The sequence below is a fragment of the Campylobacter concisus genome, from assembly GCF_002913765.1.
Lineage (GTDB): Bacteria > Campylobacterota > Campylobacteria > Campylobacterales > Campylobacteraceae > Campylobacter_A > Campylobacter_A concisus_BB.
On record NZ_PPCH01000025.1, the window covers coordinates 147219 to 172678 of the forward strand.

Consider the following 25460-nt stretch of genomic DNA (forward strand, 5'->3'; position numbering starts at 1 on the left):
TAATGTTTGCTGATAAACTTCATCCATTTTTGGATCGCTATGATGAAATTTCTACGCTTCTAAGCGATCCAAATATAGCAAACGATATCGAAAAGATGACAAAGCTCTCAAAAGAGCAATCATCCATCGAACCAGTCGCAACTGCTGCAAAAAAATATCTACAAATTCTAAACGACATCGAAGAGAATAAAGTCTTACTTGAGGACTCTGAGCTTGGCGAACTTGCAAAAGATGAGCTTAAAAATTTAGAAATTTCAAGAGAGAAGCTTGAAGAAGAGATTAAAATTTTACTTCTTCCAAAAGATCCAAACGATGATAAAAATATATTTTTAGAAATTCGCGCAGGCACCGGTGGTGACGAGGCTGCACTATTTGTTGGAGATCTTTTTAACGCTTACATTAGATATGCGGAGCTTCGAGGATATAAATTTGAGATCGTTAGCCAAAGCGAAGGCAACACTGGCGGTTTTAAAGAGATCATCGTGCTTATAAAGGGCAAAGGCGCTTACTCTAGGCTAAAATTTGAAGGTGGCACACATAGAGTTCAGCGTGTACCAGAGACTGAGAGTCAGGGCAGGGTGCATACCTCGGCTGTGACTGTGGCTATCATGCCAGAGGTTGAAGACAGCGAGATCGAGATCAATCCAAATGATATAAGAGTTGATGTTATGAGAAGCTCTGGTCACGGCGGTCAGTCAGTAAATACAACTGATAGTGCCGTTAGGATCACCCACATACCAACAGGACTTGTTGTCACAAACCAAGATGGCAAGAGCCAGCACAAAAACAAAGAAGCTGCGATGAAGGTGCTAAAAGCTAGACTTTACGAGATGCAAGAGCAAGAGAGACTTGCTAAAGAGACTAGTGAGCGCAAGAGTCAGGTCGGCACTGGCGACCGCTCAGGCAGGATAAGAACTTATAACTACCCGCAAAACCGAATAAGCGATCACCGCATAAATTTAACACTTTACCGCCTTGATGCGATCATGGCTGCAGGATTATTTGACGAGATCATCGAGCCGCTTATCACACACTATCAAGCAGAAGCTATGCTTGAGGCTGGCATCTAAGCGCAAAATTTATAAATTCTTACCAAATCATTAAAAATCAAAAATCTACAAACTAAGATCTAAAGTCATCTGATCTTGAAACGATCTTAGTTTGTCTGTTTTATAATAAAAAATAATATTTATTTATATATTTTTTCAAAAATAATTTAAATTAAATTTTTAGATTTTAGTTCATTTAGCGCGATATTTTGGGCTTTGGTAAATTATAAATCTTTACTTGTGATATTAAAAAAATTTATTAATTGATCATAAGTTCGCATTAATAATAATACTCTATAATACCCAAACATTAAATCAAAACAAGGAGAAAATATGTCACTAAGTGCAAGAAATCAACTAAATGTTGAGATATCAGAAGTAAGAACAGGTGCGGTAAATTCGCTAATAGCTGGCAAACTAGCAGGTGGTGAGGTGCTAAAAGCAACTATTACAGTTGATAGTGAGAAAGCTCTTGATCTTAAGGTTGGTAAAAAAGCTATATTTTTATTCAAAGCTTCAAGCGTTATCGTTTCAAAAGACGACAGCATCAAGCTTAGCGCAACAAACCAAATCAAAGGCGTTGTTAGTGAGATAAAAGACGGCGCTGTAAATGCTGAGGTTATCATTGATGCAAACGGCAGCAAAATTTCAGCTATCATCACAAGAGAGTCAGTTCATAACTTAGCTTTAAAAGCAGGCGACAAAGTAACTGCTATCATCAAAGCAACTCAAATCATAGTTGGCGTTAAATAATTTTCGGGGCAAATTTGCTCCGATCCTCTCCTTTTAAACTAATTTCTAAACTTAAGCTAATATCTAAAATCAAGCTCTAAAATTTCTCATAAATTTTTTAAAATACAAAATTTAATTAATACTTATTTTTGTAAATTTAAAAATAAAAATTCCAAACTTTATGCCAAATTTACTTTAAATGCCTATTTAGCGTAAATCTAAAGTCAAATTTAAATGAATTTAATCTCACTAAATATTACCAAACTACGTCCCACTCATAATTAGCTTTAATAAAATTTAATTATAAAAATTAAATTGCAAATTTTAATAAATTACCCTATAATGCTTAATAGCAATTATCTTACTTCAAAGGAGAGAGCATGAAAAATTCAGGTTTATCTAGAAGAGATTTTGTGAAATTTAGCGCTATCGGAGCCACGGCACTTGGCATGGGCGCTACAAATTTAATGGCCAGCCCAATGAACGAAAAAGATGTCAAATGGGACGAGGAGTATGACGTAGTCATCATCGGCTCAGGCTTTGCAGCTCTTGCAGCTGGCGTGACATCAGCCAAAAAAGGCAACAAAGTCGTCTTGATCGAAAAGATGGGCCGTACAGGAGGCAATTCTGTCATCAACGGCGGAATTTTTGCCGTTCCAAATAGCGACATGCAAAAGAAAGCTGGCATCAAAGATAGCACCGAGCTATTTATCAAAGACTGCTTGAAAGCAGGTCGCGGCATCAACCACGTTGATCTTTTGGCAAAGATCGGCGAGAGGGCGCAAGATGCTTACAAACTCACACTTGATTGTGGTGCAAAATATATCGATCAGATCACTCACGCAGGTGGTCACTCAGTGCCAAGAAGCCTTCAAACAGAAGTCGGCAGCGGTGCTGGTATCGTGCTTCCTATGACTGCGACATTTGAAAAATTAGAAGGCGCGTCGATCAAAAAAAGGACAAAATTTGATGATTTTGTCTTTGACGACAAGGGCGCAGTTGTGGGCGTCATAGTCAGAGAAAACTACAAATTTGATGGCAATTTGATGAGTGATGACGTCGAAAACAAAGGCGGCGATACAAAATATATAAAAGCCAAAAAAGGCGTTGTGCTAGCAGCTGGTGGCTTTTGTAGGGATAAAATTTTTAGACGCCTTCAAGATCCAAGGATCACACCTGAGACAGACTCGACAAACCAACCAGGCTCAACAGCGGGCGCACTTTTAGCGGCATTTAGAGCGGGTGCTTATCCAGTTCAGCCAAGCTGGATCCAGTATGGCCCTTGGGGATGTGCCGACGAGACAGGCTTTGGCGTGGGATCGATGTTTAACGTAAATGGCGCTTTTCCATTTGGAATTTCAGTCAATCCAAGAACTGGCAAACGCTATATGAACGAGCTAGCTGACCGCAGGACAAGAACTGAAGCGATGTTTAAAGTCATCCACGAAAAAGGCGAAGACGATAAAAACTTCCCTATCAACTTCTGCGACTCAAGAGCCCTTCCTCACATGCTCCCAGCTCACTATGAAAAGGCTATCGCAGCTGGAATTTGCAAGAAATTTGACACACTTGATGCTTTGGCAGCTGAGTATAAGATCCCAGTTGATGAGCTCAAAAAAACAGTCGCAAGATACAATGAATTTGTCAAAAAAGGCGTTGATGAGGACTTTGGCAAGCCAGTTGTTGCGACTACGACAAAGGGCATTGATATCTCAGTCCCGCCGTTTTACGCAGAGCGTGGCACGCCAAAAGTTCACCACACAATGGGTGGCCTAAATATCAACACAAAAGCTCAAGTTATGAACTCTCAAACAGCTATGCCTATACCAAATTTATATGCAGCTGGCGAGATCACAGGTGGCGTTCACGGAGCCAGCCGTCTGGGATCAGTGGCTATAACTGATTGTTTGACATTTGGTATGATCGCTGCTGAGACTATCGGCTAAAACTACTAGTGGCAGGCATTTGCTTGCCACTATAAATTTTTAAATCTATAAACCCCGTTTTTTACTCGCTCAAAAATTTTCTTCTCTTCAAGCAGCTTAAACGTGCTTATCACGGTTGGTTTGCTCACATTTAGCTTCTCGCAAATGTCTGAAATTTTAAGCATGATAAAGCCATTTTCATCGCTTAGCTCGCAAAGTAAATTTATGATCTTTATCTTTTTCTCACCAAGAAGTGCCTTGTAAATTTCTTTTTCTAGCCCCAAATTTTATATCCTATCGCTACGCACCAAAGCGCGCCGCATAAGAAATTTGCGATCATCACAGCCGCACTTCCAGCGTCCTTTGCCGCCTTTGCTAGGGCGTGATAGTCTGGGCTTGCAAGGTCTGTTATGCGCTCAATTGCTGAGTTTAAGCACTCGCAAACTAGCACAAATGCCATGCTAAAGATCAAAAAAAGATTAAAAATAAGGTCAAATTTCCAAAAAAATAGCGAGATCGTAGCCATCAAAAATATGCAAATTTCTATGCGAAAGCTCTTTTCGTTTTTAAAAATTTCAGCCAAACCCTCTCTTGCGTAGCCAAAATTTTTAAAAAATTTATACGTTGGCTGGTTTCTCATAACTTTCCTTTTTGTGATTTTTGGCATAATTATAATTAAAAAAAGGATGAAATTTGAAACTTATTAGCTGGAATGTAAATGGGCTGCGCGCAGTCGTGGCAAAAGATGGCTTTGGCTGGCTTGATGAGGTTAAGCCTGATTTTTTAGGGCTGCAAGAGATCAAGGTCAAAGAAGATGACGTGCCAAAAGAAATTTACAACCTTGGCTTTAAAGATATAAGTGTAAATTCAGGCGCAAGGGCTGGCTACTCTGGCGTGATGAGCCTTGCTAAATTTGACGTGCAGACGCAAAAAGCGGCCTTTTTTGACGACACGGAGGGGCGAGTTTTGGAGCATAGATTTGATGATATCGTGCTTTTTAACATCTACTTTCCAAACGGTCAAAAGGACGATGAGAGGCTAGCTTACAAGATGGACTTTTACGAGAAATTTCTAGCTTACTGCAAAGAGCTAGTAAAAAGCGGCAAAGAGGTGATATTTTGCGGCGATGTAAATACCGCTCACCGCGAGATCGACCTGAAAAATCCAAAGGCAAATGCCAAAACTTCAGGCTTTTTGCCTATCGAGCGAGCGTGGATAGATGAGGTGCTAAAAAGTGGCTTTATAGATACCTTTAGAGCCGTAAATGGCGACGTTGCAGACGCCTACTCGTGGTGGAGCTACCGCTTTAACGCAAGGGCGAAAAACGTAGGCTGGAGGATTGATTATTTCTTCATTTCACAAGGGCTAAAAGATAGGCTAAAAGACGCCTTCATCCTGCCAGAGATTGTTGGTAGTGACCACTGCCCAGTTGGCATAGAGATAGAAATTTAGAGCACTCCCTCTTCTAACAGGTGGGTGATTAGGATTTTAAAGCCTAAAAATATAAGTATCGCTCCGCCTAAAAAAAGCGCCTTTTTCTCTAAAATTTCACCCATAAATTTACCGATGTAAAAGGCGGCTAGACTTAGCACAAAGCAGACTACGCCGATGATGAGTGCACTCTTAAATATACTAACCGCTTCAAAGCTAAGCGTGACGCCAACGGCAAGCGCGTCGATGCTCGTGGCAAATGCACCTACAAAAATGGTCTTAATATCCATGCTCAAGGACTCGCCAGCCTCGCTGCTACAGGCCTCTTTTAGCATTTTAAAGCCAAGAAAACAAAGTATAAAAAATGCGATGAAGTGATCGATAGAGCTTATAAATTTAGCAAAGCTAATGCCTAGAAAATAGCCAAGAAGCGGCATTAGAAACTGAAAAAAGCCAAGCATAAAAGCGATAAATAAAATTTTGCCAAGGACAAGGCTTTTATACCTTGCGCCGTTTGCCATATTTAGCGCTGCGCTATCCATGCTAAGAGCGAAGCTAAGAAGTAAAAGCTGCATAAATTCCCCTCAAAAAAGGGTGAATTCTAGTGCAAAAATATTAAATTTATTTTAAGCGTTTAGATATTTTTTGTATGATTTTGCTTTAAATTTAAAAAAGGAGAGAAGATGAAGAGATCTCTTGTTATTCTTTGTGGCGCGCTTGCTTTAAATTTACAAGCCGCAAGCATGGATGATATGATAAATAAAGGCGTGAAAATCGCTACTCACGCATCAAGTGGCGACTATAAAAGCTTAGTTAGCGAGGCACTAAATGCCGCTGTTAGCGAGCTTTCAAAAGAGGGCTTTATAAACAACGCCACAGCTAAAATCCCGCTTCCAAAAAGCCTTGAAATGGCGTCAAATTTAGCCAAAAAAGTGGGCGGCGAGAAGTGGGCGCAAGACCTTAGCAAGTCGATAAACAACGCTGCGACCACGGCCGTGCCAAAGGCTGCTGAAATTTTTAGCGAGAGCATAAAAAATATGAGCGAGGCTGACGTGAAAAAGCTCTTTAACGGCGGCAGTGACAGCGTTACGAAGTATCTGCAGGAAAGCTCTAGCAAAAAGCTAAAGGCGGCATTTACGCCGATAATTGAGAAAATGATGAGTGATAATAGCTTTGCGACTGCCTATAATGGGCTAAATTCTTTCATCGGCAACTCAGCAAAAAACAACGAAACTATAAAATCAGTAAAGAGCCTAGCTAAAAATTTAGGCGCGAGCGAATATGTGCCAGATGATGGCGAAGACCTAAACGCATATATCACGAGAAAGACGCTAGATGGGCTATTTAACGTGATGAGCGAGAAGGAAAAGGGGCTAAGAAGCGGCTTTAGCCTAGATAGCGGCAAAAAGGTGCTTGACTCGATCTTTAAATGAGAAATTTAAGCGCTCAAAACAAAGCCGACATCGCTCTTATCGTAGTTGCCGTCGTTTGGGGCGCTACGTTTTTACCCATGGCAAACGCGCTAAAGACAAATGGCGTCTTTGTCATGCTTTTTTGTCGGTTTTTTCTCTCGGCTATCTTTATGGGCTTTGTCGCGCTTAAATTTGCTAAGAAATTTGACAAAAAAAGCGTCATCTACGGGCTTATCCTTGGCTCGGTACTATTTTTATCATTTGCCACGCAAACTTACGCCCTAAAGCTCACATTTAGCTCGAGTGTCGCCTTTATCACGGGGCTTGAGTGTGTGATAGTCCCTTTTATGGCAGCTTTTATTTTTAAAAATAAGATAAGCATTTTTGCCATTTTTGGCGCTATCATCGCTATTTTTGGGCTTTGGCTCTTAAGTGGCGCCACATTCGCACTTGGGAGCGGCGAGGCACTAGCGCTTGTCTGCGCGATATTTTACGCACTTTATACTACGCTAAATGGCCACTTTGTAAGAAAGAGCGAGCTTTATTTGCTTGTCTTTGTGGTCTTTCTCACCGTCTCTTTGCTCTCGTTTGTCTTTGCGTTTTTTGAAGGTAGCGTTGTGCCAAAATTTGATAGGGAATTTTTCATAGCGATATTTATCACGACGGTGATTGGCACCATTTTTTGCTACTTTGTGCAAACAATCGCTCAAAGATACACGACCGCTAGCAAGGCGGCATTGTTTTTCTGCTTGGAGCCAGTCTCTGCTGGGCTAATAGGCTACTTTTTTGCTGGCGAGATACTTAGTATCTGGCAAATTTTTGGAGCCATGCTCATCATCTTTGGCGTCATTTTTAGCGAATTTGGCAAGCAAATTTGCTCTAAATTTAAGCTCTAAAAGACAAAAAGCTTCATTTGTGAGTCTATTTTCTCATCTATAAACTCACCCTCAAATCTCTCTTTTAACATCGTTAAAACTGTCTTTTCATCGTAGTTTTTAGCCCCATTTATCTCAAGGTGCCAGCAGATATTCTCAGCAGCTTCTTGCACGCTTCGTCTAGCGATCCTAGTTTCGTTTAAAATTTCGCTTTTGTAAGCGATGTCTTGCTCGTTTAGCCACGCTTCAAGCCTATTTACAACGTTTTTTTGTGAGAGCGTGCGACCAAATTTTTCAAAAAACGGCTCAAGTAGGTCAGAGCTTCTAGGCTTGTCCCAGCCAAGATAGAGCTTTTGCTTGGCGCAGTTTTGAAATTTAGCAAAATCTTCATCGCTCGCAATGGCTGGGCTCATCGTGCAAATGGCGATATCAAAGAGCCTTGCTGGCTTAAATTCTCTCCACGAGCAAATCTCGCTACTTAAATTTGTCACGCCAAATCTCTTTGCGTCTTCGTTTAAAATTTCTATCATCTTTTCAGAGCTATCTATGCCAGTTATGCTTTTGGCGGTTTTGGATAAAAATATGCTCCAAACGCCCGTGCCACAGCCTATATCTAAAATTTCTTTACCGTTAAAGTCTATCCCCCAAGCCAAGGCTTTACCAAAAATTTGCTGCTGTATAGTGCTGATCTTGCCGTCAAATCTTTGGTAGTTTGACGCCTTTTTATCCCATAAATTTTGCATTTTAGCTCCTTATTTTTGGTTATAATTTTAGCAAAAAAGGTCAAAAATGAGAGATTTTATATATCACGTCACCATCCCACCACAAGCCATCGACATGCACGGACATATGAATAATGTCTATTATTTCATCCTTATGCAAGAGGCCGCATTTGCCCACTCCGCCGCTGTTGGCGACACAGTCGAGGCGCAGTATAAAAGGGGTGAAATTTGGCTCATTAGAAAAAATGAAGCAAAATATATAAAAAGCGCAAAGCTGATGGATAAGATAGAAATTCACACCTACACGCAGACTGAGGGTAAGGCGACATCTTGCAGATATTTTGAGTTTAAAAAAGATGGCGAGCTAATAGCAACTGGCAAGACAGAGTTTGTCTATATCGATCTAAAGACAAACCGCCCAAAAGCTATCCCGGCTGAGATCATCGCGCTTTACTCGTGACCGCACTCGTTGCAAACGCCTTTTATCACGGCGCTTTTTATATTTTTAGCGACGCTTAGGCGTGGCATGTCGATGTTTGTTACTTTGTGGCAGACGTCGCAGATGAAGTAGGCTTTTGCTTCATTTGCTAGCTCGTAGTAGCTCTTGTGGTTGTTTTCAGTTTTTATAACGAGATTTTCTTTTTCAAAAATTTCCATACTTCTATAAAAAGTCGTCTTGTTTGCGTCAAGGCCCTCTAAAATTTCATCATAGCTTAGCGGTGTTTTGGCGTTTTGTAAAATTTCAACAAGCTTTATTCGAAGCGTCGTAGCCTTGATATTGTGCTCTTCTAAGAAATTTCTCGCGTTCATCTTTGCCCTTTTATTTTTCGTATATTAACGCTAAAAGATTTAAACTATATTTAAAAGAAAAGGCTAAATTTAGGCATTTGCTTTTTAAGTTGCAACCAAGTTGCATTTTGCTAAACTTCGCAATTATTTTTTAAAGGAGAGATAATGAGAAAAATTATCGTTTTTTTAGCTGTTTGTGCTTTGTCTCTTTTTGCAAAGCCGGTTGTGACTACTAGCATACTGCCAACGAAATTTTTTGTCGAGCAGATCGCTGGAGATACGCTTAGCGTAAATGCGATGGTTGGCAAAGGGGCTGATCCGCACACCTATGAGCCAAAGCCAAAGCAGATGAAGGAGCTTGAAAAGAGCGAGCTTTACTTTGCTATCGGCATCGAGTTTGAGGACGCGTGGCTTGATCGCTTCTCAAAGACATTTAAAAATTTACGCATCGTAAAGACGCAAGAGGGCATCGAAAAGATCGCTATGAGCGAGGAGCATGAACATGAAGAGCACCACGAGCACAAGCACGAGGGTGAGCATAAGCATGAGCACCATGACCACGAGGGCGAGCACCATCACCACCACCATGACGGCCTTGACCCACACATCTGGCTTGACCCTATCTTAGTAAAAACTCAAGCTGATAATATCGCAAAGGCGCTAATAGAGAAATTCCCGCAAAATGCAAAGCTTTATGAGGAGAATTTGGCTAAATTTAAAGCTAGCCTTGACGAGCTTGATAGCTTTATCAAAAACGAGCTAAAAGATGTCAAAACTCGCGAATTTATCGTATATCACCCATCTTGGGGCTACTTTGCAAAGCGCTATAACTTAGAGCAAATCGCCATCGAGATAGAGGGCAAAGAGCCAAAGCCAGCTGAGCTAAAAGAGCTCATAGAAGAGGCTAAAGAGCACGGTGTAAAGGTCATTTTCGTAGCTCCACAGTTCCCAACAAAGGCTGCAAATTTGATCGCAAAAGAGACTGGCTCAAAGGTCGTCATGATAGATCAGTTGCCTGAAAACTGGCTAGCCGAGATGAAAAAAACGGCTGAAATTTTCGCAAAAAGTCTATAAAAATGTTAGCACGCCTGATCGTCATTTGCCTACTAGCGATAAATGCTTTCGGGTGTGCTCTATGCTCGCTTTATAGCCCAACAGCTCATGTTGGCGCGAAATTTGTCGCACACGAAAATAATATCACGCAAATAGCCTTTACTTGGACCTTTTCGCAAAATTTCTCAGACCTGATGAAGCAAAATTTTGACCTAAATCAAGATGAAAAGATAGATGATAAAGAGCTTAGAAAGATCCGCTTAAATTTGCTAGACTACCTCGTGCCAAGGCACTATCTAACGGAGATCGAGTACTATTACAAGGATGAAAACGCCACTAAAATAGAGCCAAATTTAAATGAATACAAGCTCTATTTTGACGAGGGCAGGCTTAAATTTGACGTGAGTTTTAAGACAAATTTAGTGATCGCTGACGGACTTGTCGTGTCGGTTGATATGGAGGATAAAGAGGGCTATTTTAACTTCAAATTCACGCAAAATAACGCATTTTTGGTGGGTAAAAGCTTCTGGGTGATACCAAATTCAAACTCAAATTTGATATTTTTTACATTTTCAAGCAAAGAAGTAGCCAAAGCTCACAACGAAAAGCCAGCGCTTAAAGAGCTGCTAAAAGAGCCAGTAGTAGGCGTGAGCGATGAGAATTTAAGCCAGATAGATAAGATCGATGAGGCGAAATTTGACATCGTCTCAAAAACTAGCCTAAGCTTGCTTGATAGGCTAAAGCAAATTTTAAGAAGCGTGGATTACAAAAGTCCGCTTGCGCTGCTATTTTTGGCATTTATATCATTTGGCTATGGCTTCTTGCACGCTGCTGGAGCAGGCCATGGCAAGGTGCTAACAAGCTCATATTTTGCCGCAACTGGTGGCAGCTACAAAAGGGCGTTTTTATTTGCCTTAAAGATCGGCTTTTTGCACGTTGTGGGTGCATTTGTCTTTGTCTTTGCTAGCTTTTTGCTGCTTCGTGAAGTAAGCAGCGACCTTACAAGAGACACTGCTAGCATAACGACTGCGTTTTCAGGTGTCGTGATCTTTTTTGTAGCGATTTTTATGCTCGTTAAAAAGATCAAATTTTATCTCTCAAACAAAAATGAGACTAAATTTTATATTTTTAGATCAAATCTAAGCCAAAATTTGAGTAAAAATACAAAATTTAAAAGTGAATGTGGCTGTCAAATTTGCTCAACCAAAAAGCCAAAGAGCAAAGAGGAGTGGCTAGTAGCGGCCGCTGCAGCTCTTGTGCCCTGTCCAGGCACGATCCTAGTTTTTGTGCTGGCAAATGAGATAGGTAGCTACTTTGCAGGCGTGATAAGTGGCGTATTTATGGCGCTTGGCATGAGCGTGGTGATATTTGTAGCGGCAGTTTTTGGCTCAAAGATCAGCACGAACATTAAGCTAAAAAAGTTTAAAATCTATGCAGAATTTGCAGCCCTTGGCATCATGCTTTGGCTTGGACTTTTCATTTTTGTCACGACATTTACGCAAAAGAGTCTGTTTTGAAAGATATTATAAAAATTAGAAATTTAAACTTTAGCTACGATAAACAAGTCGTTTTAGAGGACATAAATTTAGACTATAGTAGCGACGAGTTTTTAGCGATAATTGGCCCAAATGGCGGGGGCAAAAGCACGCTTTTAAAGCTCATTTTGGGTCTGCTTAAGCCTCAAAGTGGCGAGATAAAGCTCTTTGGTAAAGAGCCAAGCGAGGTTAGTAAATTTATAGGCTACGTACCGCAAAATTTCTTATCAAATCAAAGCTTTCCGATGATGGTTTTAGAAGTCGTTTTAATGGGTCTAATCGATAAAAAAATCTTTGGTTTTTACTCAAAAGATGAAAAAGCCCTAGCGCTAAGTGCCCTTGAAAAAGTCGGTATGAGGGAGTTTGCAAACGCAAGGATCGGCGAGCTAAGCGGCGGTCAAAGGCAGCGCGTCTATATCGCTAGAGCGCTTTGTGCAAACGCAAAAGTGCTCATCTTAGACGAACCAACAGCCAGCATCGACACAAAAGGGCAGGCTGAAATTTATGAAATTTTAAAGGGCATAAACGCAAATGGCGTGGGCGTGGTTTTAGTCAGTCACGACCTAAATATCGTGCTAAATTATGCTACAAAGATCGCTTACGTGAGTAAAAATTTACACATTCATAAAACGCATGAAAACCTTGCAAAGAGGGAATTTATCGAGCATCTAGCTAGAACGCATAGCCATTTTTGTGATGTCGAGATCGCGCTTGGCGAGTGCGGCTGCGAAAAAACAAAGAGCAATGTTTTTAAATTTTAAAGAGAGAAAATGAGCGAAATTTTAGAGTTAAATTTTATGCAAAATGCCTTTATTGCGGGCATTTTAGTAAGCATAATATGCGGCATGATAGGCTCGCTTGTGGTGATAAACAAGATGACTTTCATCGCTGGAGGCATAGCACACGGCGCGTATGGCGGCATAGGACTTGCATTTTTCTTCTCACTCGAGCCACTTTTTGGAGCGAGCATATTTTCACTATTTTTAGCGCTCATCATCGCCACGATCACGCTAAAAGATAAGACAAACATCGACTCTGTTATAGGCGCTATTTGGGCGATTGGCATGGCGATTGGCATCATCTTCATCGATCTAACGCCTGGCTATAACGCTGATCTCATGAGCTATCTTTTTGGCTCGATCCTTGCAGTTAGCGGCACAGATATCGCGTTTATGAGCGTTTTAGACCTCTTGTTTTTGGCGCTCATCGCACTTTTTTACCGCCAGTTTGTGGCGATCAGCTTTGATGCGGAGTTTGCAAAACTTCGCGGGGTAAATACGACATTTTTTCACTATCTGCTAGTTTGCATGATGGCGCTTTGTGTGGTGGCTACGATCCGCGTCGTAGGGCTAATACTTGTCATCGCTCTACTTACCATACCGCCATATATTGCGCAAATTTTTGCCAAAAGACTTGGACTAATGATGCTAATCTCAACCATTTTTTCTATCATTTTTTGCTTTATCGGGCTTGTGATAAGCTTTTACTTTAACCTCACAGGCGGAGCTAGCATCATCTTAGTCGCCTCGCTTTGCTTTTTTGCGTTTAGCTTTAAATTTAAAAGCTTGAGGAGTTAAATTTAGCTCTTAAGAAGGTTTTTCTGCTTTTTCTTTGAGCTTTAAAAGTAGTTTTACGTTTTTGTCTAAGTAAGCTTCATCTCTTTTTACGATATTTAAAAGCAGGATTATTAGTTCGTCGTCTTTTAGCAAGCAAATCAAGCGATAATCGCCAACTCTATAACGCCAAAGTCCGCTTAAATTTGCTACTAGAGCCTTTCCGCTATCACGCGGGTCTTTTAGGGTTTCTAGTTTTTCGAGAGCCTTGATGATTTGCTTTTTAACAGAGCCATCAAGTTTGTTAAAATTTACCTTTGCTTCATCGGTAATGATAACTTTCATAAGCAGTTTTCTTTTTTGAGTTCATCAAGCGTTGTGCCTTTGCTGTTACTTGCTACAAATCTAGCATAAATTTCCTCAGCCTCTTTTGCATCTTTTATATCCAAAACATTATCGATCAACTCATCATCTATCTCTACTACTTTGATCTTTTCGCCAAAAAGCTGTTTCATAGCGCTGATGATTTCGCTTGTGATTATAAAGCCATTTTGCCCTTGAAGCATTACTGTGTTAGTCACTTTAGCTCCTTAAAATTTATATTTTGCGAGATTATATCATAGATGTTTGTGGCTAAAATTTATTAGCTCTTTTTAACCTAAAAAGCGTCCAAGCCAAAAAGCAAATCGCCGTAAAATAGACGCTAAAAAAGAGCGCTAGCCACATAAATTTGATCTCAAGTCCCAGACAAAAGACCACCACGTAAAAGAGCGAGCATTGAAGCACGAGCTGTCTAAAGCCATTTAGTAAAAAGATCGCCACTGGGCGTTTTATCGCTTGTAGCGTGCTGCCTGAGATGTTTATCGTGCCATAAGCCATGTAGGCAAGTGAGTTGATGCCAAGGTAGAGCTTTGCCACTTCTAGCACGGCTGGCGTGTTGTCAAAGAGCCTGATCGCGCTCTCGCCAAAAAGCCTGATGAAGATGTAGGCAAAGGCGCAGTAGATGAGCAAAAAAAGAAGCGATAGTTTGTAGCACTGCATCGCTCTTTGAAAGCTCTTAGCGCCGTAGTTTCTTGAGATGATGCTAAGCACTCCTGCTGCCATGCCGATGGTTGGAAGCACTAAAATTTGCTCGATCCTTAAGGCTATGCCATAACCTGCCACTGCATTGACGCCGTAAAAGCTTACAAATTTTAAAAGCACGAGCGAGCCAAGTGACATTGAGAGGTAGTTTAGACAAGCTGGCAAAGCTTGCTTTAGTATCTTTGCCCAGACGGCTAAATTTGGCATAAAATAGCCTAAATTTCTAGGCTCTATCATCTTGCTTTTTCTAACTTTAAAAAAGAGATAGATCATACCTAAAAACTGCACGCTAGCCGTTGCTAGAGCAAGACCTTTTACGCCAAGAGCAAAGATAAAAGCAAAAAGATAGCAAAAAAATGCGTTGATAAAAAGGCCGCAAAATAGCCAGTTGCGGTAGCTTTTAGTATCGCCAAGTGCGACTAGAACACCATTAAGCGATTTTATAAGCAAGAAAAATGGAGCTGCAAGAAAGATGACGCCAGCGTAGTCAAGTGCTTCTTTGATGTAGTGGTGATCGGCGCCTAAAAGAATTAGTAAATTTGGCGCTAGTAAGTAGCCACATAGTCCCATAAATAGGGCAAAAAGAAGCACAAAGATGATGCCATTTGCCGCATAAAGCTTAGCCATTTTTGGTTTGTTTGCGCCTAGACTGTTGCCTATTAGCGCGGTGAGTGCCGAGCCAAAGCCAAGTCCGATGCCTACGACACTTAGATAGAGCAAAAAGCTCATTGCCATGCCAGCAACTGCAATGGTTGAAATTTTAGCGGCGAAAAATGTGCCAGTGACATTGTAAAGGGTGTTAAACATCATGCCCACGCCAGCTGGCAGCGAGAGCGAGATGATTAGTTTATTTAGCGGGTCTTTTAGTAGGTCCAAGCTGTCTTCTTGTTAAATTTTATCTGGACTAAGCTCTATCAAATTTCTGCCATAAATATATAAATTTTCATTGCTTTAAGTGCTCCGTTTCGCTCCACTTTACTAAGCTTGATCCCTGCGTCTTTTGCGAGTATTTTTATATCATCACTGGAGAAGGCGAGAGCTTTATATGTCGCTAGCAAAGCTCGCCTTCAACTATCTAAATTTATCTTTTATGAGACAAATTTGAAACTAAATTTTAGCTCTTTTGATCTCTTGATGCCCTTTTTCTAGCGTAGATATTTAGGCACTCAACCGCTAACGAGAAGCCCATCGCAAAGTAGATGTAGCCTTTTGGCACATGCACACCAAAGCCATCAAGCACGAGCGCAAAGCCAACTAGCACCAAGAATGCTAGTGCGAGCATTTTTATGGTTGGGTTGTTATCGACAAATTCTGAGATCGCCTTTGAGGCAAACATCATCACGCCAACTGCGATGATGACGGCAAGTATCATTATATCGATGTGCTGAGCCATACCAACTGCGGTGATAACGCTATCAAGCGAAAAGACTATGTCTAAAATGCCTATCTCAAGGATAGTTGCGAAAAATCCTGGGTGAGACTTGCTCTCGTGAGCCTCTTCATGCTTGCCAGTGACGTTTGCGTGGATCTCCATTGATGATTTTACTATCAAAAATAGACCGCCTATTATGAGCACTAGATCGCGTCCAGTGATGCTAAGCTCGCCTATACTAAAGAGCGGCTTTGTAAGCTTCATGATCCAAAATAGCGAAAGTAGCAGGATGATCCTAGTGATCATCGCAAAGCCAAGCCCTAAAATGCGGCCTTTGCCCCTTTGCTCTGGCGGCAGTTTGCCTACTAAAATAGCGATAAATATGATGTTATCTATGCCTAAAACTATCTCCAAGCCAGTTAGCGTAAGTAGCGATATCCACGCCTCTGGCGAACTCAACCATTCAAACATTTACTTCCTTTGTTAAAATTTTTATTATGCTCTCAGGCAAAATTTCATGCTCTATGGCGTGAATTTTAGCCTCCCACTCATCTAAACTCATGCCGTCCTCGCGCTCAAACGCCCTTTGCGCGATCAGTTTGCCCCCGTCAAGCTCCTCACTCACGTAGTGCACGCTCACACCGCCTATCATCATGTCGCTCTCAAAGCTCTCCTTTATCGCATGCGCGCCCTTAAAAAGCGGCAGGATAGAGGGGTGAAGGTTTATGGCTTTTATCTGCGCCGTAAAAACTGGCGTTAGTATCCTCATGAAGCCTGCAAGAACCGTTAGATCGGCCCCACTTTTTAAAATTTGCTCCACCAAAACAGCGTCAAATTCCTCACGATTTTTAAATTTAGCACTCTCTATGACGAGCGTTTCAAGTCCAAATTTCTTAGCTCGCTCGATGCCAAAAGCACCAGGCTTGTTGCAGATACAAAGGCAAACTTCTATCTTTACGCCGTTAAAAATTTGATTATGAACTTTTTTAAGTATCGCTTCTAAATTTGAGCCACTGCCGCTAAAAAGCACGGCTATCTTTTTCGTAAGCATTTTACTCCTTTGATGATGTCTGTTGGCTCTAGCGCGTAGCTGTTTTTGCCAAAATTTCTAAGGCTAAGCGCATGAGCTAAAGTGGCCGAAATGGCAGCATCTAGCGGCTCGTAGCCTTGAGCCAAAAGTGCTAGCACAAGACCGCTTAGCACGTCGCCGCTACCACCTTTTGCAAGCGCGCTTTTGCCATAAGGCATGACGTAAATTTGTCCCTCTTTGGCGATTATGGTGTTTGCACCTTTTAGCACAAGTACAGCCTTAAATTTCTCGCTCCAAGTCCTCGCGTAAGCGTATCTGTTTTCTTGCAAAGTTTGCACATCTATATCGGCTATTTTGCAAATTTTTAAAAGAGAGCAAAACTCCTTTGGATGAGGCGTCAAGACGCAGTTTTTGCTTAGCAGCTCAAGCACTTTTGGGCTGTAAAAGATATCAGCGTCAAGGACAAGCTTTTTGCCATTTAAAATTTGCACCTCAAGCTCTTCTATGCCCTTTTTGCCAAGCCCCATGCCAAGGGCTCCAGCGTTCATTTTCTCACTTATCTTGCTAGCTTGCATGATATGCGTTGGTAAATTTAAACCTTGCTCGCCTATCACGCTAACTAGCCCAGCCCCAAAGGCAAATGCCGCCCTTGCGCAAAGCTTGCTAGCCCCTATGTGCTCGCCAGATATGATAAATGCGTGGCCAAAGTCGCCCTTATTTACGCACTGATTTTTTCTATTTGGAAGCATGAGGTCGCGTTTTTCAAGCAGGTGATATTCGCTTTCGCACTCGTAGTTTTGCGCGCTTATGCCAAGAGTGGCGAGCTTTATCTTGCCCACGTAGTCCTTTGCCGCGTCACTATAAAGAGCTAGCTTTCTAGCTCCCATTGTGATCGTCGCGTCTGCTTTTACGCAAGCGCCAAGCACCTTGCCATCGCTACTTAGCCCGCTTGGCACGTCGCAAGCGATGATGCAAGCGGGGCTAGCGTTTATTTTTGAGATTAACTCTATGTGCTTTTCGTCTAAATTTCTATTTAGCCCTGAGCCAAAAAGCCCGTCTATGACACACTTTGCGCTATTTAAGCTATTTTTTGCGTCTTTGCTCTCTCGCACACCAGCAAATTTGGCCCTTTCAAGCTGTTTAATGGCTAGTGGCTTTAAATTTTTACTAGCTAGGATAAATTCACACTCATACTCGCCTTCTAGCATCCTTAAAGCACAAAGTACGTCAGCGCCGTTGTTTCCGCCACCGCAAATGCCAAGCACCCTCTCGCCTTTTTTAAATTTCTTACGGATGAAATTTGCTATGCCTGCGGCTGCATTTTCCATTAAAAGCTCTTCGCTAAGGCCAAATTTCTCGCTCGCTCGCTCGTCTAAAACTCTCGTGTCTAAATATAAATTTTTCATTCTATGCCCTAAAACTAAGCGCCTCTAGGATGTGGGGCTTTAAAATTTGCTCACTCTCATCAAGATCGGCGATGCTTCTAGCCACTCTAAGCGTCCTTTTTATGCCCCTTTGTGAGAGGTTATACTTTGTGGCGGCCTTTTGTAAAATTTCACTCGCCTCGGCGTTTAATTTGCAAAATTTAGCCACCTGCGCGTCATTTAGCTTGCCATTTAGCTCATCTTGACCCCGCCTTTTTTGAAAGATAAAGGCTTTTAAAACCATCTCGCTCATCTGCTGTGAGCTTAAACTTGCTTTGTCGCTTGGCGAGCTCTCATCCATCGCGACTTTTAAGTCTATGCGGTCAAGCACTGGGGCAGAAATTCTGGCTTTGTAGTTTTTTATCTCGTTTTCGCTGCATTTGCAGTTTAGGTTGCGAGAAAACAAATTCCCACAAGGGCAGGGATTTTGAGCGGCTACGAAGATAAATTTTGTTTCATAAGTCACTTTTGAATTTACCCTTGCGATGTGGATTTGATTGTCCTCAAGCGGCTCTCTGAGGCTTTCTATCACCTGTTTAGCAAAGTGTGGGAACTCGTCAAAAAATAGCACTCCGCCATTTGCAAGTGCGATCTCACCGATCTTTGCGACGTTTGAGCCTCCGCCAAAGATCGAGCTTTTAGTCGAGGTGTGGTGCGGCGAGCGAAAGGCTCTAGTGCTTGTAAATTCGCTATCTTGCAGATTTAGCGAGCGGTAGGCGGCGGACTTTAGCACCTCTTCTAGGCTTTGTGGTGCCATGATATAGACGAGGCGTTTTGCGCACATGCTCTTGCCGCTGCCTGGGCTACCTTCAAATAAGATATTGTGCATGCCAACGGCTGCGATGACGCAGACTCTTTTGGCTCTTTCTTGACCCAAAACGTCCTTAAAATCAAGCTCGAAGTTTAAATTTGGAACATATCTTTTGCCAGAAATTTCTATCACATTTGAAAATAGCTCGTGTGTGGCGCTAAAATGCGTGCTTTTAGCAAATTCTGCGTCGCTAAAAAACTTTATCGCCTCTTCTAGTGTGCTAACGCCATAAACCTCTAAATTTGGGATCATCGAGGCTTTAGCAGCTATCTCACTAGGCACTAAAATTTTTGCCTTTTGCACCTGCGTGCTTAAAAAAAGTAGGATCGAAAACAAATTTGCCGTGCTTTTTACACTGCCATCAAGCCCAAGCTCTCCAAAAACAAAAATTTTCTCCAAGCTTTTTGCCTTTTGAAGAGCGATTAAAAGGGCGATACTTAGATCAAAATGTGAGCCACTTTTTGGCAGGTCTGAGGGGGATAAATTTATGGTTATTTTTTGCGCTGGAAAGGCAAAGTCAAGCACTAAAAGTGCCGCTTTTACGCGCTCTGTACTCTCTTTGATGCTGGTGCTTGCAAGGCCCACGATGCTAAAGCCAGGAAGCCCACGAGAAAAGATCGACTCAACATCAATGATCTTTAGTCCGTCGCCGTAAGTAGCACATTTTAGGGACTTCATGATGTCTTTTCTTTTTTCTGCTTTTTGTATTCCTTGTCGAATTTTTTGCGTTTGTTAAAGCCTATTTTTTCTATAAAAAGATGTCCGTCTAGGTGGTCATTTTCATGCTGGATAGCGATCGCTAGTAGCCCGTCAGTTTTTAAGGTCTGCTCCTTGCCAAAGCGGTCTTGAAATTTGATAGCAACGACCTCGCTTCGTTTAACGTCCTCATAGTAGCCAGGCACGCTAAGGCAACCCTCTTGATAGACGCACTCGCCCTCACGTAGCTCAAATTTTGGGTTTATGATCTCGATTAAATTTTCTTTATCTTGCACGCCCTCTTCGTTGGCTAAATTTATGATGAAAATTCTCTTTGCAACGCCTATTTGTATGGCTGCAAGACCGATGCCTTCTTTTGCGATCATCGTCTCATACATATCATCAAGAAGTTTGTGAAGCTTCTCATCGAAGACCTCAACCTCTTTTGAAATTTCATAAAGTTTTTTATTTGGATAGGATAAAACTTCTAGGATCAAACTAATTCTCTGCTTTCTCGTCTAAAAATAGCGGCTCATTTAGGTCTTGGTTGGTCTCTAGCTTGTCAAGCGCGTGAGAGAGCAGCTCTTCGGTGCTCTTTGTCTTTGAGATCATGCTTGAGACGATCTGCACGTCTAGTTTGCACTCTTCGTTGTCGATCTTCCAAGGCATGGATGAGAGCATGTTTAAAATTCTCGCACACGCTTGCTTTGTGCCGTTTTCGTCGGTGTATTTCATCACCATAGCAAAGCAGCCATCGCCGTAGTGTGCGACTATATCGCTTCTACGTGAAGTCCTTAAAAGAAGCTGTGACATGCTTTTAAGCATATTGTTTCGCTCTTTTAAATTTTTAACGCGGTTTGCAAATTTATCTTTTATCTTGACTAGCAAAAATGAGGCATTATAGCCGTAGCGCCTAACAGACTCGATCTCGCTGCTTATGGTCGCTACCAGAAATTTCTTGTTATAGACCTCGTAGGTCGTGTCGTAGATCGACTGCTCTTCGATCGCCTTAAACATCTTGCCGACCTCTTCGTAGCTCATCTTGATGACGTCAAGGTGCTTGTCCATGAGATCGTTTAGCTTGATGAGGTCTTGGTTAAAGGCGCTTAGGACGTTTTGCAGCGCAAGGACGTTTGTGTTGTTTTTAAGACCATCCATACGCTTTTGCACTAGGCTTCTCATAACGCCTAAATTTTTATAGATGAGCACGACTGCTTGAAGCATGCTCTTTATCTGGATAAAGCCTTGTTTTACCTCTTTTTCGATAGAGATGTTGCCATTTGTTGGCACTGAGTTTTCAGAATTTGCCACTATGATATCGCCGATCTCTTTTCTAAACTCATCTGACTGCCCATCAAGCATCTTTTCAAAGTAGATAGAGTAGTTTGTCGGCGTAGATGGGACGTTGTCGTCACTTAGTTCGTGTAAAACGTCCTCTGAAAATTTATAGATATTTACCTTTTCTTTTTTGACAGCTGGTTTTGCTTCGGCTGCTTTTCTTTTTGGATCTGGTGCGTTATCTATCTTTATCACTTTGGGCCTTATTTAAAACTTTTCTCCAAAATTTTATCGACAAGTCCGTATTCTTTAGCTTCAGCTGAGCTCATAAAGAAGTCGCGCTCAGTATCTTTCACGATCTTGCTTAGTTTTTGACCTGTATTTTTTGCCAAAATTCCATTTAAAATTTCTTTCAAACGCAAAATTTCACGAGCTTGTATCTCGATATCAGTCGCTTGTCCCCTAGCACCGCCAAGTGGTTGGTGTATCATGATACGAGAATTTGGCAGTGCATATCTCTTGCCAGGTGCGCCACAGCTTAGTAAAAATGCACCCATACTAGCGGCCTGACCGATGCAGATAGTGCAAACATCTGGCTTTATGTAGTTCATCGTGTCATAGATGCTAAAGCCACTTGTTATAACGCCACCTGGTGAGTTTATGTAAAGGTAGATATCTTTATCTGGATCTTCGGCCTCTAAAAATAGCAGCTGAGCGACGATAGAAGCGGCCATGCCGTCCTCTATCTCGCCACTTAGCATAACGATCCTGTCTTTTAAAAGACGGGAGTATATATCATAGCTTCGCTCACCTCTACTAGTTCTTTCAACTACGACAGGAACGTAATAGCTCATTACTCAGCCTTCTCTTTCTTGCTTGCTTTTTTCTCGTCTTTTTCTTTGTTGAAAAGCTCGCTAAATAGCTTCTCTTCGATCATCGACATCTTTATAGCTGGAAGCATGCCTTGGTTGCGGTACATCTCAAGGTGTGCTTTTGGATCTTGACCGCTTCTATACGCCTCAAAATAGATCGCTTGAACAACCTCTTGATCGCTCACTTTCACGCCTCTTACGCGAGCTAGCTCATCGATGATGAAAGTTAGGCGAACGCTATTTTCAGCGTCTTTTCTATACTCGTCACGTTTTTTAGCTAGAGCGTCTTTGTCTTCTCTAAATTTCTTCATATCATCTGGAGTAAATGAGCTCCATGCGTTTCTAAACTGCATATCGATCTCTTGCTCAACGATATTTTTTGGCACGTCAAATTTAAATTTCTCAACCGCAGCTTCAGCAAATTTTGGTTTTAGCTCTTCGTTTATAAGCTTATAAATTTTCTCTTGGCGAATTTGCTCTTTTATGCGCTCTTCAAGTAGCTCTTCAGTTGGTTTTTCTTCGTTTGGAAGGATAGTTTTTAGCATCTCTTCGTCTAGTTTTTCAGGGATCTTTCTCTCTTGAATTTCATGAAGTTTGACTTTAAAAACAGCGTCTTTGCCAGCTAAATGTGCAGCGCCGTAGTTTTCTGGGAATTTAACCTCGATATCTTTTTCGCCGCCAGCTTTTATGCCTACCATGCCATCTTCAAAGCCTGGGATGAATTGATTTGAGCCGATCTCAAGCACGTAGTTTTCAGCCTTGCCACCTTCAAATGCAACGCCATCAACAAAGCCTTCAAAGTCAAATTTAGCAAAATCGCCTACTTTTAGGCCTCTTTTGCCATCTACTTTTTCAAGTGGAGCTATCATTTTTAGAAGCTCAGTTTTCTTTTCATCAATATCTTTTTTCAAAACGCGTGGGTTTGAAAACTCTGGTATCAAGCTCTCATAGCCACTCACATCGACGCTTGGCTTAAATGAAACAGTTAGCTCAACGTCGATCTTGTCATCTTTTCTATCAAATTTTGAAACGATAGGCTCGCCGATAAGGTCGTCATTTTTCTTGCCTGCTTTTTTGATAGCCTCTTCGACTACATCTCTTAAGACATCTTGCTCAGCGTCGTTTGTTAGCTCTTTCTCGTAGCGTTTTAGCACGACAGCGACTGGAACATGGCCTTGCCTAAAGCCATCTACTTTCATAGTTTTTGCTGCTTTTTTTGCTAGTTTTTCTACGCTAGACTTTATAGCATCTGCACTTACGGTTGTGCTAGCTAGGGTATTTACGCTATCTAGAGCTTTGATTTTGATTTCCATCGAATTCCTTTATGAATACAAATTTTTAGCCCAAAATATAGCAGAATTTTCCTTATTTCATTGTAAATTTGTAAATTTTTATAGATATAAAAGGCGTTTTAACGTAGAATTTGGCGATAAAATTATGGAGAAAATTTATGCAAGAGAGTTTTGAAAATTCAGTTAAAAATATGCTAACTATCATCGGCGAAGATCCAAACAGAGAGGGGCTTATTAAAACCCCAGAGCGCGTTTATAAAGCTTTTAAATTTCTAACTAGCGGATACGATCAAGACCCAAAAGAAGTCCTTGGTGACGCGCTATTTACCAGCTCAAATAACGAGATGGTTTTAATGCGAAATATCGAGTTTTACAGCCTTTGCGAGCACCATTTGCTGCCTATTATCGGCCGCGTGCATGTGGCGTACATCCCAAATGGCAAAGTTGTTGGCCTTAGTAAAATTCCACGCATGGTAAATATCTACGCCAGACGCTTGCAAATTCAAGAGCAGATGACCGAGCAGATCGCAAAGGCACTTGAGGACGTTATCGCTCCAAAAGGCGTTGGCGTCGTCGTCGAGGCTAGACATATGTGTGTTGAGATGAGGGGCGTGGAGAAGATAAACTCGACTACTACGACCTCGGCGCTTAGAGGCTGCTTTATCAAAAACGCAGACACAAGGCGAGAGTTTTTCTCGCTGATAAATTCGCCTAGGGAAACGCATTTTTGAGCTTAGAGCGTATAAATTCAAGGCTTAAAGAGGGTGTGAAGCTCTCAAATACTTTTGGCGTCATCACAAAGATCACAGCTACTACGATAGAGATCACCGGACTTCGACCAAGTATCGGTGACATCGTACGCATAGTGGCAAAAGACAAGAGCAAAAACGGCCTTGGCATGGTCACGCAGATAAAGACAGATGGCGCTTATATTAGCCCATTTGGCTTTGTCGAGGGCTTTAGGATAGGCGACTTTGTCTATGAGAGCGATCAGGGCATGAGCATACCAGTGGGGCCAAATTTACTTGGTCGCGTGGTCGATCCGTTTATGAAGCCCATTGACGGCAAAGGGGCGATTGATACGACTGAATATATGCCGATCATGAGAGCGCCCATAGATGCGATGAAAAGGGGGCTTATAAACGAGCCTTTTAGTGTTGGGATAAAGACGATAGATGGGCTGCTTACCTGCGGCAAGGGGCAAAAGCTAGGGATTTTTGCAGGTTCAGGCGTGGGCAAATCAACCCTCATGGGTATGATCGTAAAAAATACGCTAGCCCCCATAAAAGTAGTCGCGCTAATAGGCGAGCGTGGCCGTGAGGTGCCTGAATTTATTGAAAAAAACCTAGGTGGCGACCTGGAGGGTACGGTCATCATTGTAGCGACCAGTGATGACAGCTCGCTCATGCGAAAGTACGGCGCCTTTTGCGCGATGAGCGTGGCTGAATACTTCAAACAGCAGGGCAACGACGTGCTTTTCATCATGGATAGCGTGACGCGTTTTGCGATGGCACAGCGTGAGATCGGCCTTGCGCTTGGCGAGCCACCGACCTCAAAGGGCTATCCGCCAAGCTCGCTTACACTCTTACCACAGCTGATGGAGCGCGCCGGCAAAGAGGAGGGCAAGGGCAGTATCACGGCATTTTTCACCGTGCTAGTCGAGGGCGATGATATGAGCGATCCGATAGCTGACCAAAGCCGCTCTATCCTAGACGGCCACATCGTGCTAAGCCGCGAGCTAACGGACTTTGGCATCTACCCACCTATCAATATCCAAAACTCAGCCTCGCGTGTCATGGGCGACGTGATCGGCAAAGAACACAAGCTAAATGCGATGAAATTTAAGCGCCTCTACTCGCTTTTAAAAGAAAATGAGGTCTTGCTTCGCATCGGAGCATATCAAAAAGGCAGCGACAAGGAGCTTGACCTTGCGATCTCGAAGAAAGAGTTTATGGAGAGCTTCTTAAAACAAAGCTCAGAAGAGGCATTTGCGCTTGAAGAGGTCGAAGAGCTGCTTGATAAGATCAATCAGTAAATTTCTATATAAATTTGACTACTAAAATTTCATAGCCTTTTAAATTTATTATTAAAAAGATCGGTAAATTTTGCATTTTTTGGTGCGAAAAGTGATGTTATAAAAGTCGCGGAAGTGTGTTTGAAATTTACTGGGTTTTTTGGGGTTAAATTTCATGGAGTGAGCGACTTTTGTGTTAGGAAAAATGATAAAGTGTTTTAAAAAAGCACTCACGCCCACGCTTCAAACGGAAGATAAATTTAAAATTTTTGGGATTTTTGTTAAAAATGCTTGTTTGTAAAAACGTGGTAGTAAATTTATGCTAGTGCCTTCTGCCAAGCTGTAGTTTTGAGTTTAAATTTAATAAAAAAGCAAAATTTCACACTTAGATCAGCAATCGTTGATAATGTAAAAAGTCCGCAATAGATAAAATAGCTTATGTAAAAATTTATCCGCCTAAACGGGAGTTGCAGAGCGGATAAATTTCAAAATTTAAAGCAAGCGAGCTAGTT

At 41.8% G+C, this 25460-nt stretch carries 29 protein-coding genes; 13 read left to right on the top strand and 16 right to left on the bottom strand.

Going from position 1 to position 25460, the window contains the following annotated elements; all coding sequences use genetic code 11:
• The first annotated feature begins 2 nt into the window (after positions 1–2).
• The 3 genes from prfA (at position 3) to CYO89_RS07515 (ending at position 3727) form a co-directional block, all read left to right on the top strand.
• On the top strand, positions 3–1070 hold the full coding sequence (prfA, locus tag CYO89_RS07505) for a peptide chain release factor 1 (RefSeq protein ID WP_103597835.1): 1068 nt from the start codon (positions 3–5) through the stop codon (positions 1068–1070).
• 312 nt (positions 1071–1382) lie between these two features.
• A complete protein-coding gene (locus tag CYO89_RS07510; RefSeq protein ID WP_009295093.1) occupies positions 1383–1802 on the top strand; it encodes a TOBE domain-containing protein in 420 nt (139 codons plus the stop codon).
• 359 nt (positions 1803–2161) lie between these two features.
• A complete protein-coding gene (locus CYO89_RS07515) occupies positions 2162–3727 on the top strand; it encodes a flavocytochrome c (protein WP_021083834.1) in 1566 nt (521 codons plus the stop codon).
• A 29-nt stretch (positions 3728–3756) separates the two neighbouring features.
• On the opposite strand, the gene CYO89_RS07520 is transcribed toward CYO89_RS07515, so the two are convergent.
• Together CYO89_RS07520 and CYO89_RS07525 are read right to left on the bottom strand one after the other, a co-directional pair.
• Positions 3757–3990 (bottom strand): winged helix-turn-helix domain-containing protein, encoded by a 234-nt coding sequence (locus CYO89_RS07520; protein WP_004317364.1) that lies wholly within the window; start codon positions 3988–3990, stop codon positions 3757–3759.
• Positions 3981–4346 carry a diacylglycerol kinase gene (locus CYO89_RS07525; RefSeq protein WP_004317396.1) on the bottom strand — a complete coding sequence of 122 codons (366 nt, stop codon included), beginning with the start codon at positions 4344–4346 and terminating at the stop codon, positions 3981–3983. Before CYO89_RS07525 ends, CYO89_RS07520 begins: the two co-directional genes overlap by 10 nt.
• A 53-nt stretch (positions 4347–4399) precedes the next feature.
• On the opposite strand from CYO89_RS07525, the gene CYO89_RS07530 reads away from it, so the two are divergent.
• The gene (locus CYO89_RS07530; RefSeq protein WP_004317338.1) at positions 4400–5158 is read left to right on the top strand and encodes an exodeoxyribonuclease III; all 759 of its coding nucleotides are present in this window, start codon (positions 4400–4402) and stop codon (positions 5156–5158) included.
• Here CYO89_RS07530 and CYO89_RS07535 read toward each other — a convergent pair.
• Positions 5155–5712, bottom strand: a complete 558-nt coding sequence (locus tag CYO89_RS07535) for a manganese efflux pump MntP family protein (protein WP_103597836.1) — start codon at positions 5710–5712, stop codon at positions 5155–5157. The genes CYO89_RS07530 and CYO89_RS07535 overlap by 4 nt on opposite strands.
• Positions 5713–5820: 108 nt before the next feature.
• Between CYO89_RS07535 and CYO89_RS07540 the strand changes: the two genes are divergently transcribed.
• Together CYO89_RS07540 and CYO89_RS07545 are read left to right on the top strand one after the other, a co-directional pair.
• On the top strand, positions 5821–6570 hold the full coding sequence (locus tag CYO89_RS07540; protein WP_103597837.1) for a DUF4197 domain-containing protein: 750 nt from the start codon (positions 5821–5823) through the stop codon (positions 6568–6570).
• The gene (locus CYO89_RS07545; RefSeq protein WP_103597838.1) at positions 6567–7445 is read left to right on the top strand and encodes a DMT family transporter; all 879 of its coding nucleotides are present in this window, start codon (positions 6567–6569) and stop codon (positions 7443–7445) included. Before CYO89_RS07540 ends, CYO89_RS07545 begins: the two co-directional genes overlap by 4 nt.
• Here CYO89_RS07545 and CYO89_RS07550 read toward each other — a convergent pair.
• The gene (locus tag CYO89_RS07550; RefSeq protein WP_103597839.1) at positions 7442–8167 is read right to left on the bottom strand and encodes a class I SAM-dependent methyltransferase; all 726 of its coding nucleotides are present in this window, start codon (positions 8165–8167) and stop codon (positions 7442–7444) included. The two genes, CYO89_RS07545 and CYO89_RS07550, sit on opposite strands and share 4 nt — an antisense overlap.
• A 46-nt stretch (positions 8168–8213) precedes the next feature.
• Between CYO89_RS07550 and CYO89_RS07555 the strand changes: the two genes are divergently transcribed.
• Positions 8214–8606, top strand: coding sequence for an acyl-CoA thioesterase (locus tag CYO89_RS07555; protein ID WP_103597840.1), 393 nt, complete (start codon positions 8214–8216; stop codon positions 8604–8606).
• Here CYO89_RS07555 and CYO89_RS07560 read toward each other — a convergent pair.
• Positions 8597–8956 (bottom strand): Fur family transcriptional regulator, encoded by a 360-nt coding sequence (locus CYO89_RS07560; protein ID WP_103597841.1) that lies wholly within the window; start codon positions 8954–8956, stop codon positions 8597–8599. The genes CYO89_RS07555 and CYO89_RS07560 overlap by 10 nt on opposite strands.
• 144 nt (positions 8957–9100) lie before the next feature.
• Between CYO89_RS07560 and CYO89_RS07565 the strand changes: the two genes are divergently transcribed.
• Genes CYO89_RS07565 through CYO89_RS07580 form a run of 4 tightly spaced genes read left to right on the top strand, consistent with a single transcriptional unit; the run spans position 9101 to position 13100 of the window.
• Positions 9101–10009 carry a metal ABC transporter solute-binding protein, Zn/Mn family gene (locus tag CYO89_RS07565; protein WP_103597842.1) on the top strand — a complete coding sequence of 303 codons (909 nt, stop codon included), beginning with the start codon at positions 9101–9103 and terminating at the stop codon, positions 10007–10009.
• 2 nt (positions 10010–10011) lie between these two features.
• Positions 10012–11505, top strand: coding sequence for a DUF1007 family protein (locus CYO89_RS07570; protein WP_103597843.1), 1494 nt, complete (start codon positions 10012–10014; stop codon positions 11503–11505).
• A complete protein-coding gene (locus CYO89_RS07575) occupies positions 11502–12284 on the top strand; it encodes a metal ABC transporter ATP-binding protein (RefSeq protein ID WP_021086647.1) in 783 nt (260 codons plus the stop codon). Before CYO89_RS07570 ends, CYO89_RS07575 begins: the two co-directional genes overlap by 4 nt.
• Positions 12285–12293: 9 nt before the next feature.
• The gene (locus CYO89_RS07580; RefSeq protein ID WP_103579174.1) at positions 12294–13100 is read left to right on the top strand and encodes a metal ABC transporter permease; all 807 of its coding nucleotides are present in this window, start codon (positions 12294–12296) and stop codon (positions 13098–13100) included.
• 9 nt (positions 13101–13109) lie between these two features.
• On the opposite strand, the gene CYO89_RS07585 is transcribed toward CYO89_RS07580, so the two are convergent.
• The 11 genes from CYO89_RS07585 to tig form a co-directional block, all read right to left on the bottom strand.
• Positions 13110–13421 (bottom strand): type II toxin-antitoxin system RelE family toxin, encoded by a 312-nt coding sequence (locus CYO89_RS07585; protein ID WP_021088842.1) that lies wholly within the window; start codon positions 13419–13421, stop codon positions 13110–13112.
• Entirely contained in the window at positions 13418–13657 is a 240-nt protein-coding gene (locus tag CYO89_RS07590) for a hypothetical protein (protein ID WP_087583405.1), read from the bottom strand. Before CYO89_RS07590 ends, CYO89_RS07585 begins: the two co-directional genes overlap by 4 nt.
• A gap of 52 nt (positions 13658–13709) precedes the next feature.
• Entirely contained in the window at positions 13710–15035 is a 1326-nt protein-coding gene (locus tag CYO89_RS07595; protein WP_103597844.1) for an MATE family efflux transporter, read from the bottom strand.
• Positions 15036–15273: 238 nt separating this feature from the next.
• On the bottom strand, positions 15274–16002 hold the full coding sequence (locus tag CYO89_RS07600) for a TerC family protein (RefSeq protein ID WP_103597845.1): 729 nt from the start codon (positions 16000–16002) through the stop codon (positions 15274–15276).
• Entirely contained in the window at positions 15995–16582 is a 588-nt protein-coding gene (gene purN / locus CYO89_RS07605; protein WP_009295075.1) for a phosphoribosylglycinamide formyltransferase, read from the bottom strand. Before purN ends, CYO89_RS07600 begins: the two co-directional genes overlap by 8 nt.
• The gene (locus CYO89_RS07610) at positions 16564–17967 is read right to left on the bottom strand and encodes an NAD(P)H-hydrate dehydratase (RefSeq protein ID WP_103597846.1); all 1404 of its coding nucleotides are present in this window, start codon (positions 17965–17967) and stop codon (positions 16564–16566) included. Before CYO89_RS07610 ends, purN begins: the two co-directional genes overlap by 19 nt.
• A gap of 1 nt (position 17968) precedes the next feature.
• Positions 17969–19474, bottom strand: a complete 1506-nt coding sequence (locus CYO89_RS07615) for a YifB family Mg chelatase-like AAA ATPase (RefSeq protein ID WP_103597847.1) — start codon at positions 19472–19474, stop codon at positions 17969–17971.
• Positions 19471–19989, bottom strand: coding sequence for a peptide deformylase (def, locus tag CYO89_RS07620; RefSeq protein WP_012001014.1), 519 nt, complete (start codon positions 19987–19989; stop codon positions 19471–19473). Before def ends, CYO89_RS07615 begins: the two co-directional genes overlap by 4 nt.
• A gap of 1 nt (position 19990) precedes the next feature.
• On the bottom strand, positions 19991–21025 hold the full coding sequence (locus CYO89_RS07625; protein ID WP_103597848.1) for a GGDEF domain-containing protein: 1035 nt from the start codon (positions 21023–21025) through the stop codon (positions 19991–19993).
• Positions 21026–21033: 8 nt separating this feature from the next.
• Positions 21034–21624, bottom strand: a complete 591-nt coding sequence (gene clpP, locus CYO89_RS07630) for an ATP-dependent Clp endopeptidase proteolytic subunit ClpP (RefSeq protein ID WP_004317374.1) — start codon at positions 21622–21624, stop codon at positions 21034–21036.
• The gene (tig, locus tag CYO89_RS07635) at positions 21624–22955 is read right to left on the bottom strand and encodes a trigger factor (protein ID WP_103597849.1); all 1332 of its coding nucleotides are present in this window, start codon (positions 22953–22955) and stop codon (positions 21624–21626) included. Before tig ends, clpP begins: the two co-directional genes overlap by 1 nt.
• A 137-nt stretch (positions 22956–23092) precedes the next feature.
• Here tig and folE point away from each other — a divergent pair, with 137 nt between their 5' ends.
• Together folE and fliI are read left to right on the top strand one after the other, a co-directional pair.
• The gene (gene folE / locus CYO89_RS07640; RefSeq protein ID WP_004317386.1) at positions 23093–23665 is read left to right on the top strand and encodes a GTP cyclohydrolase I FolE; all 573 of its coding nucleotides are present in this window, start codon (positions 23093–23095) and stop codon (positions 23663–23665) included.
• Complete coding sequence (fliI, locus tag CYO89_RS07645; RefSeq protein WP_004317323.1) at positions 23662–24969, top strand: flagellar protein export ATPase FliI; 1308 nt, start codon at positions 23662–23664, stop codon at positions 24967–24969. Before folE ends, fliI begins: the two co-directional genes overlap by 4 nt.
• Positions 24970–25460: the final 491 nt, after the last annotated feature.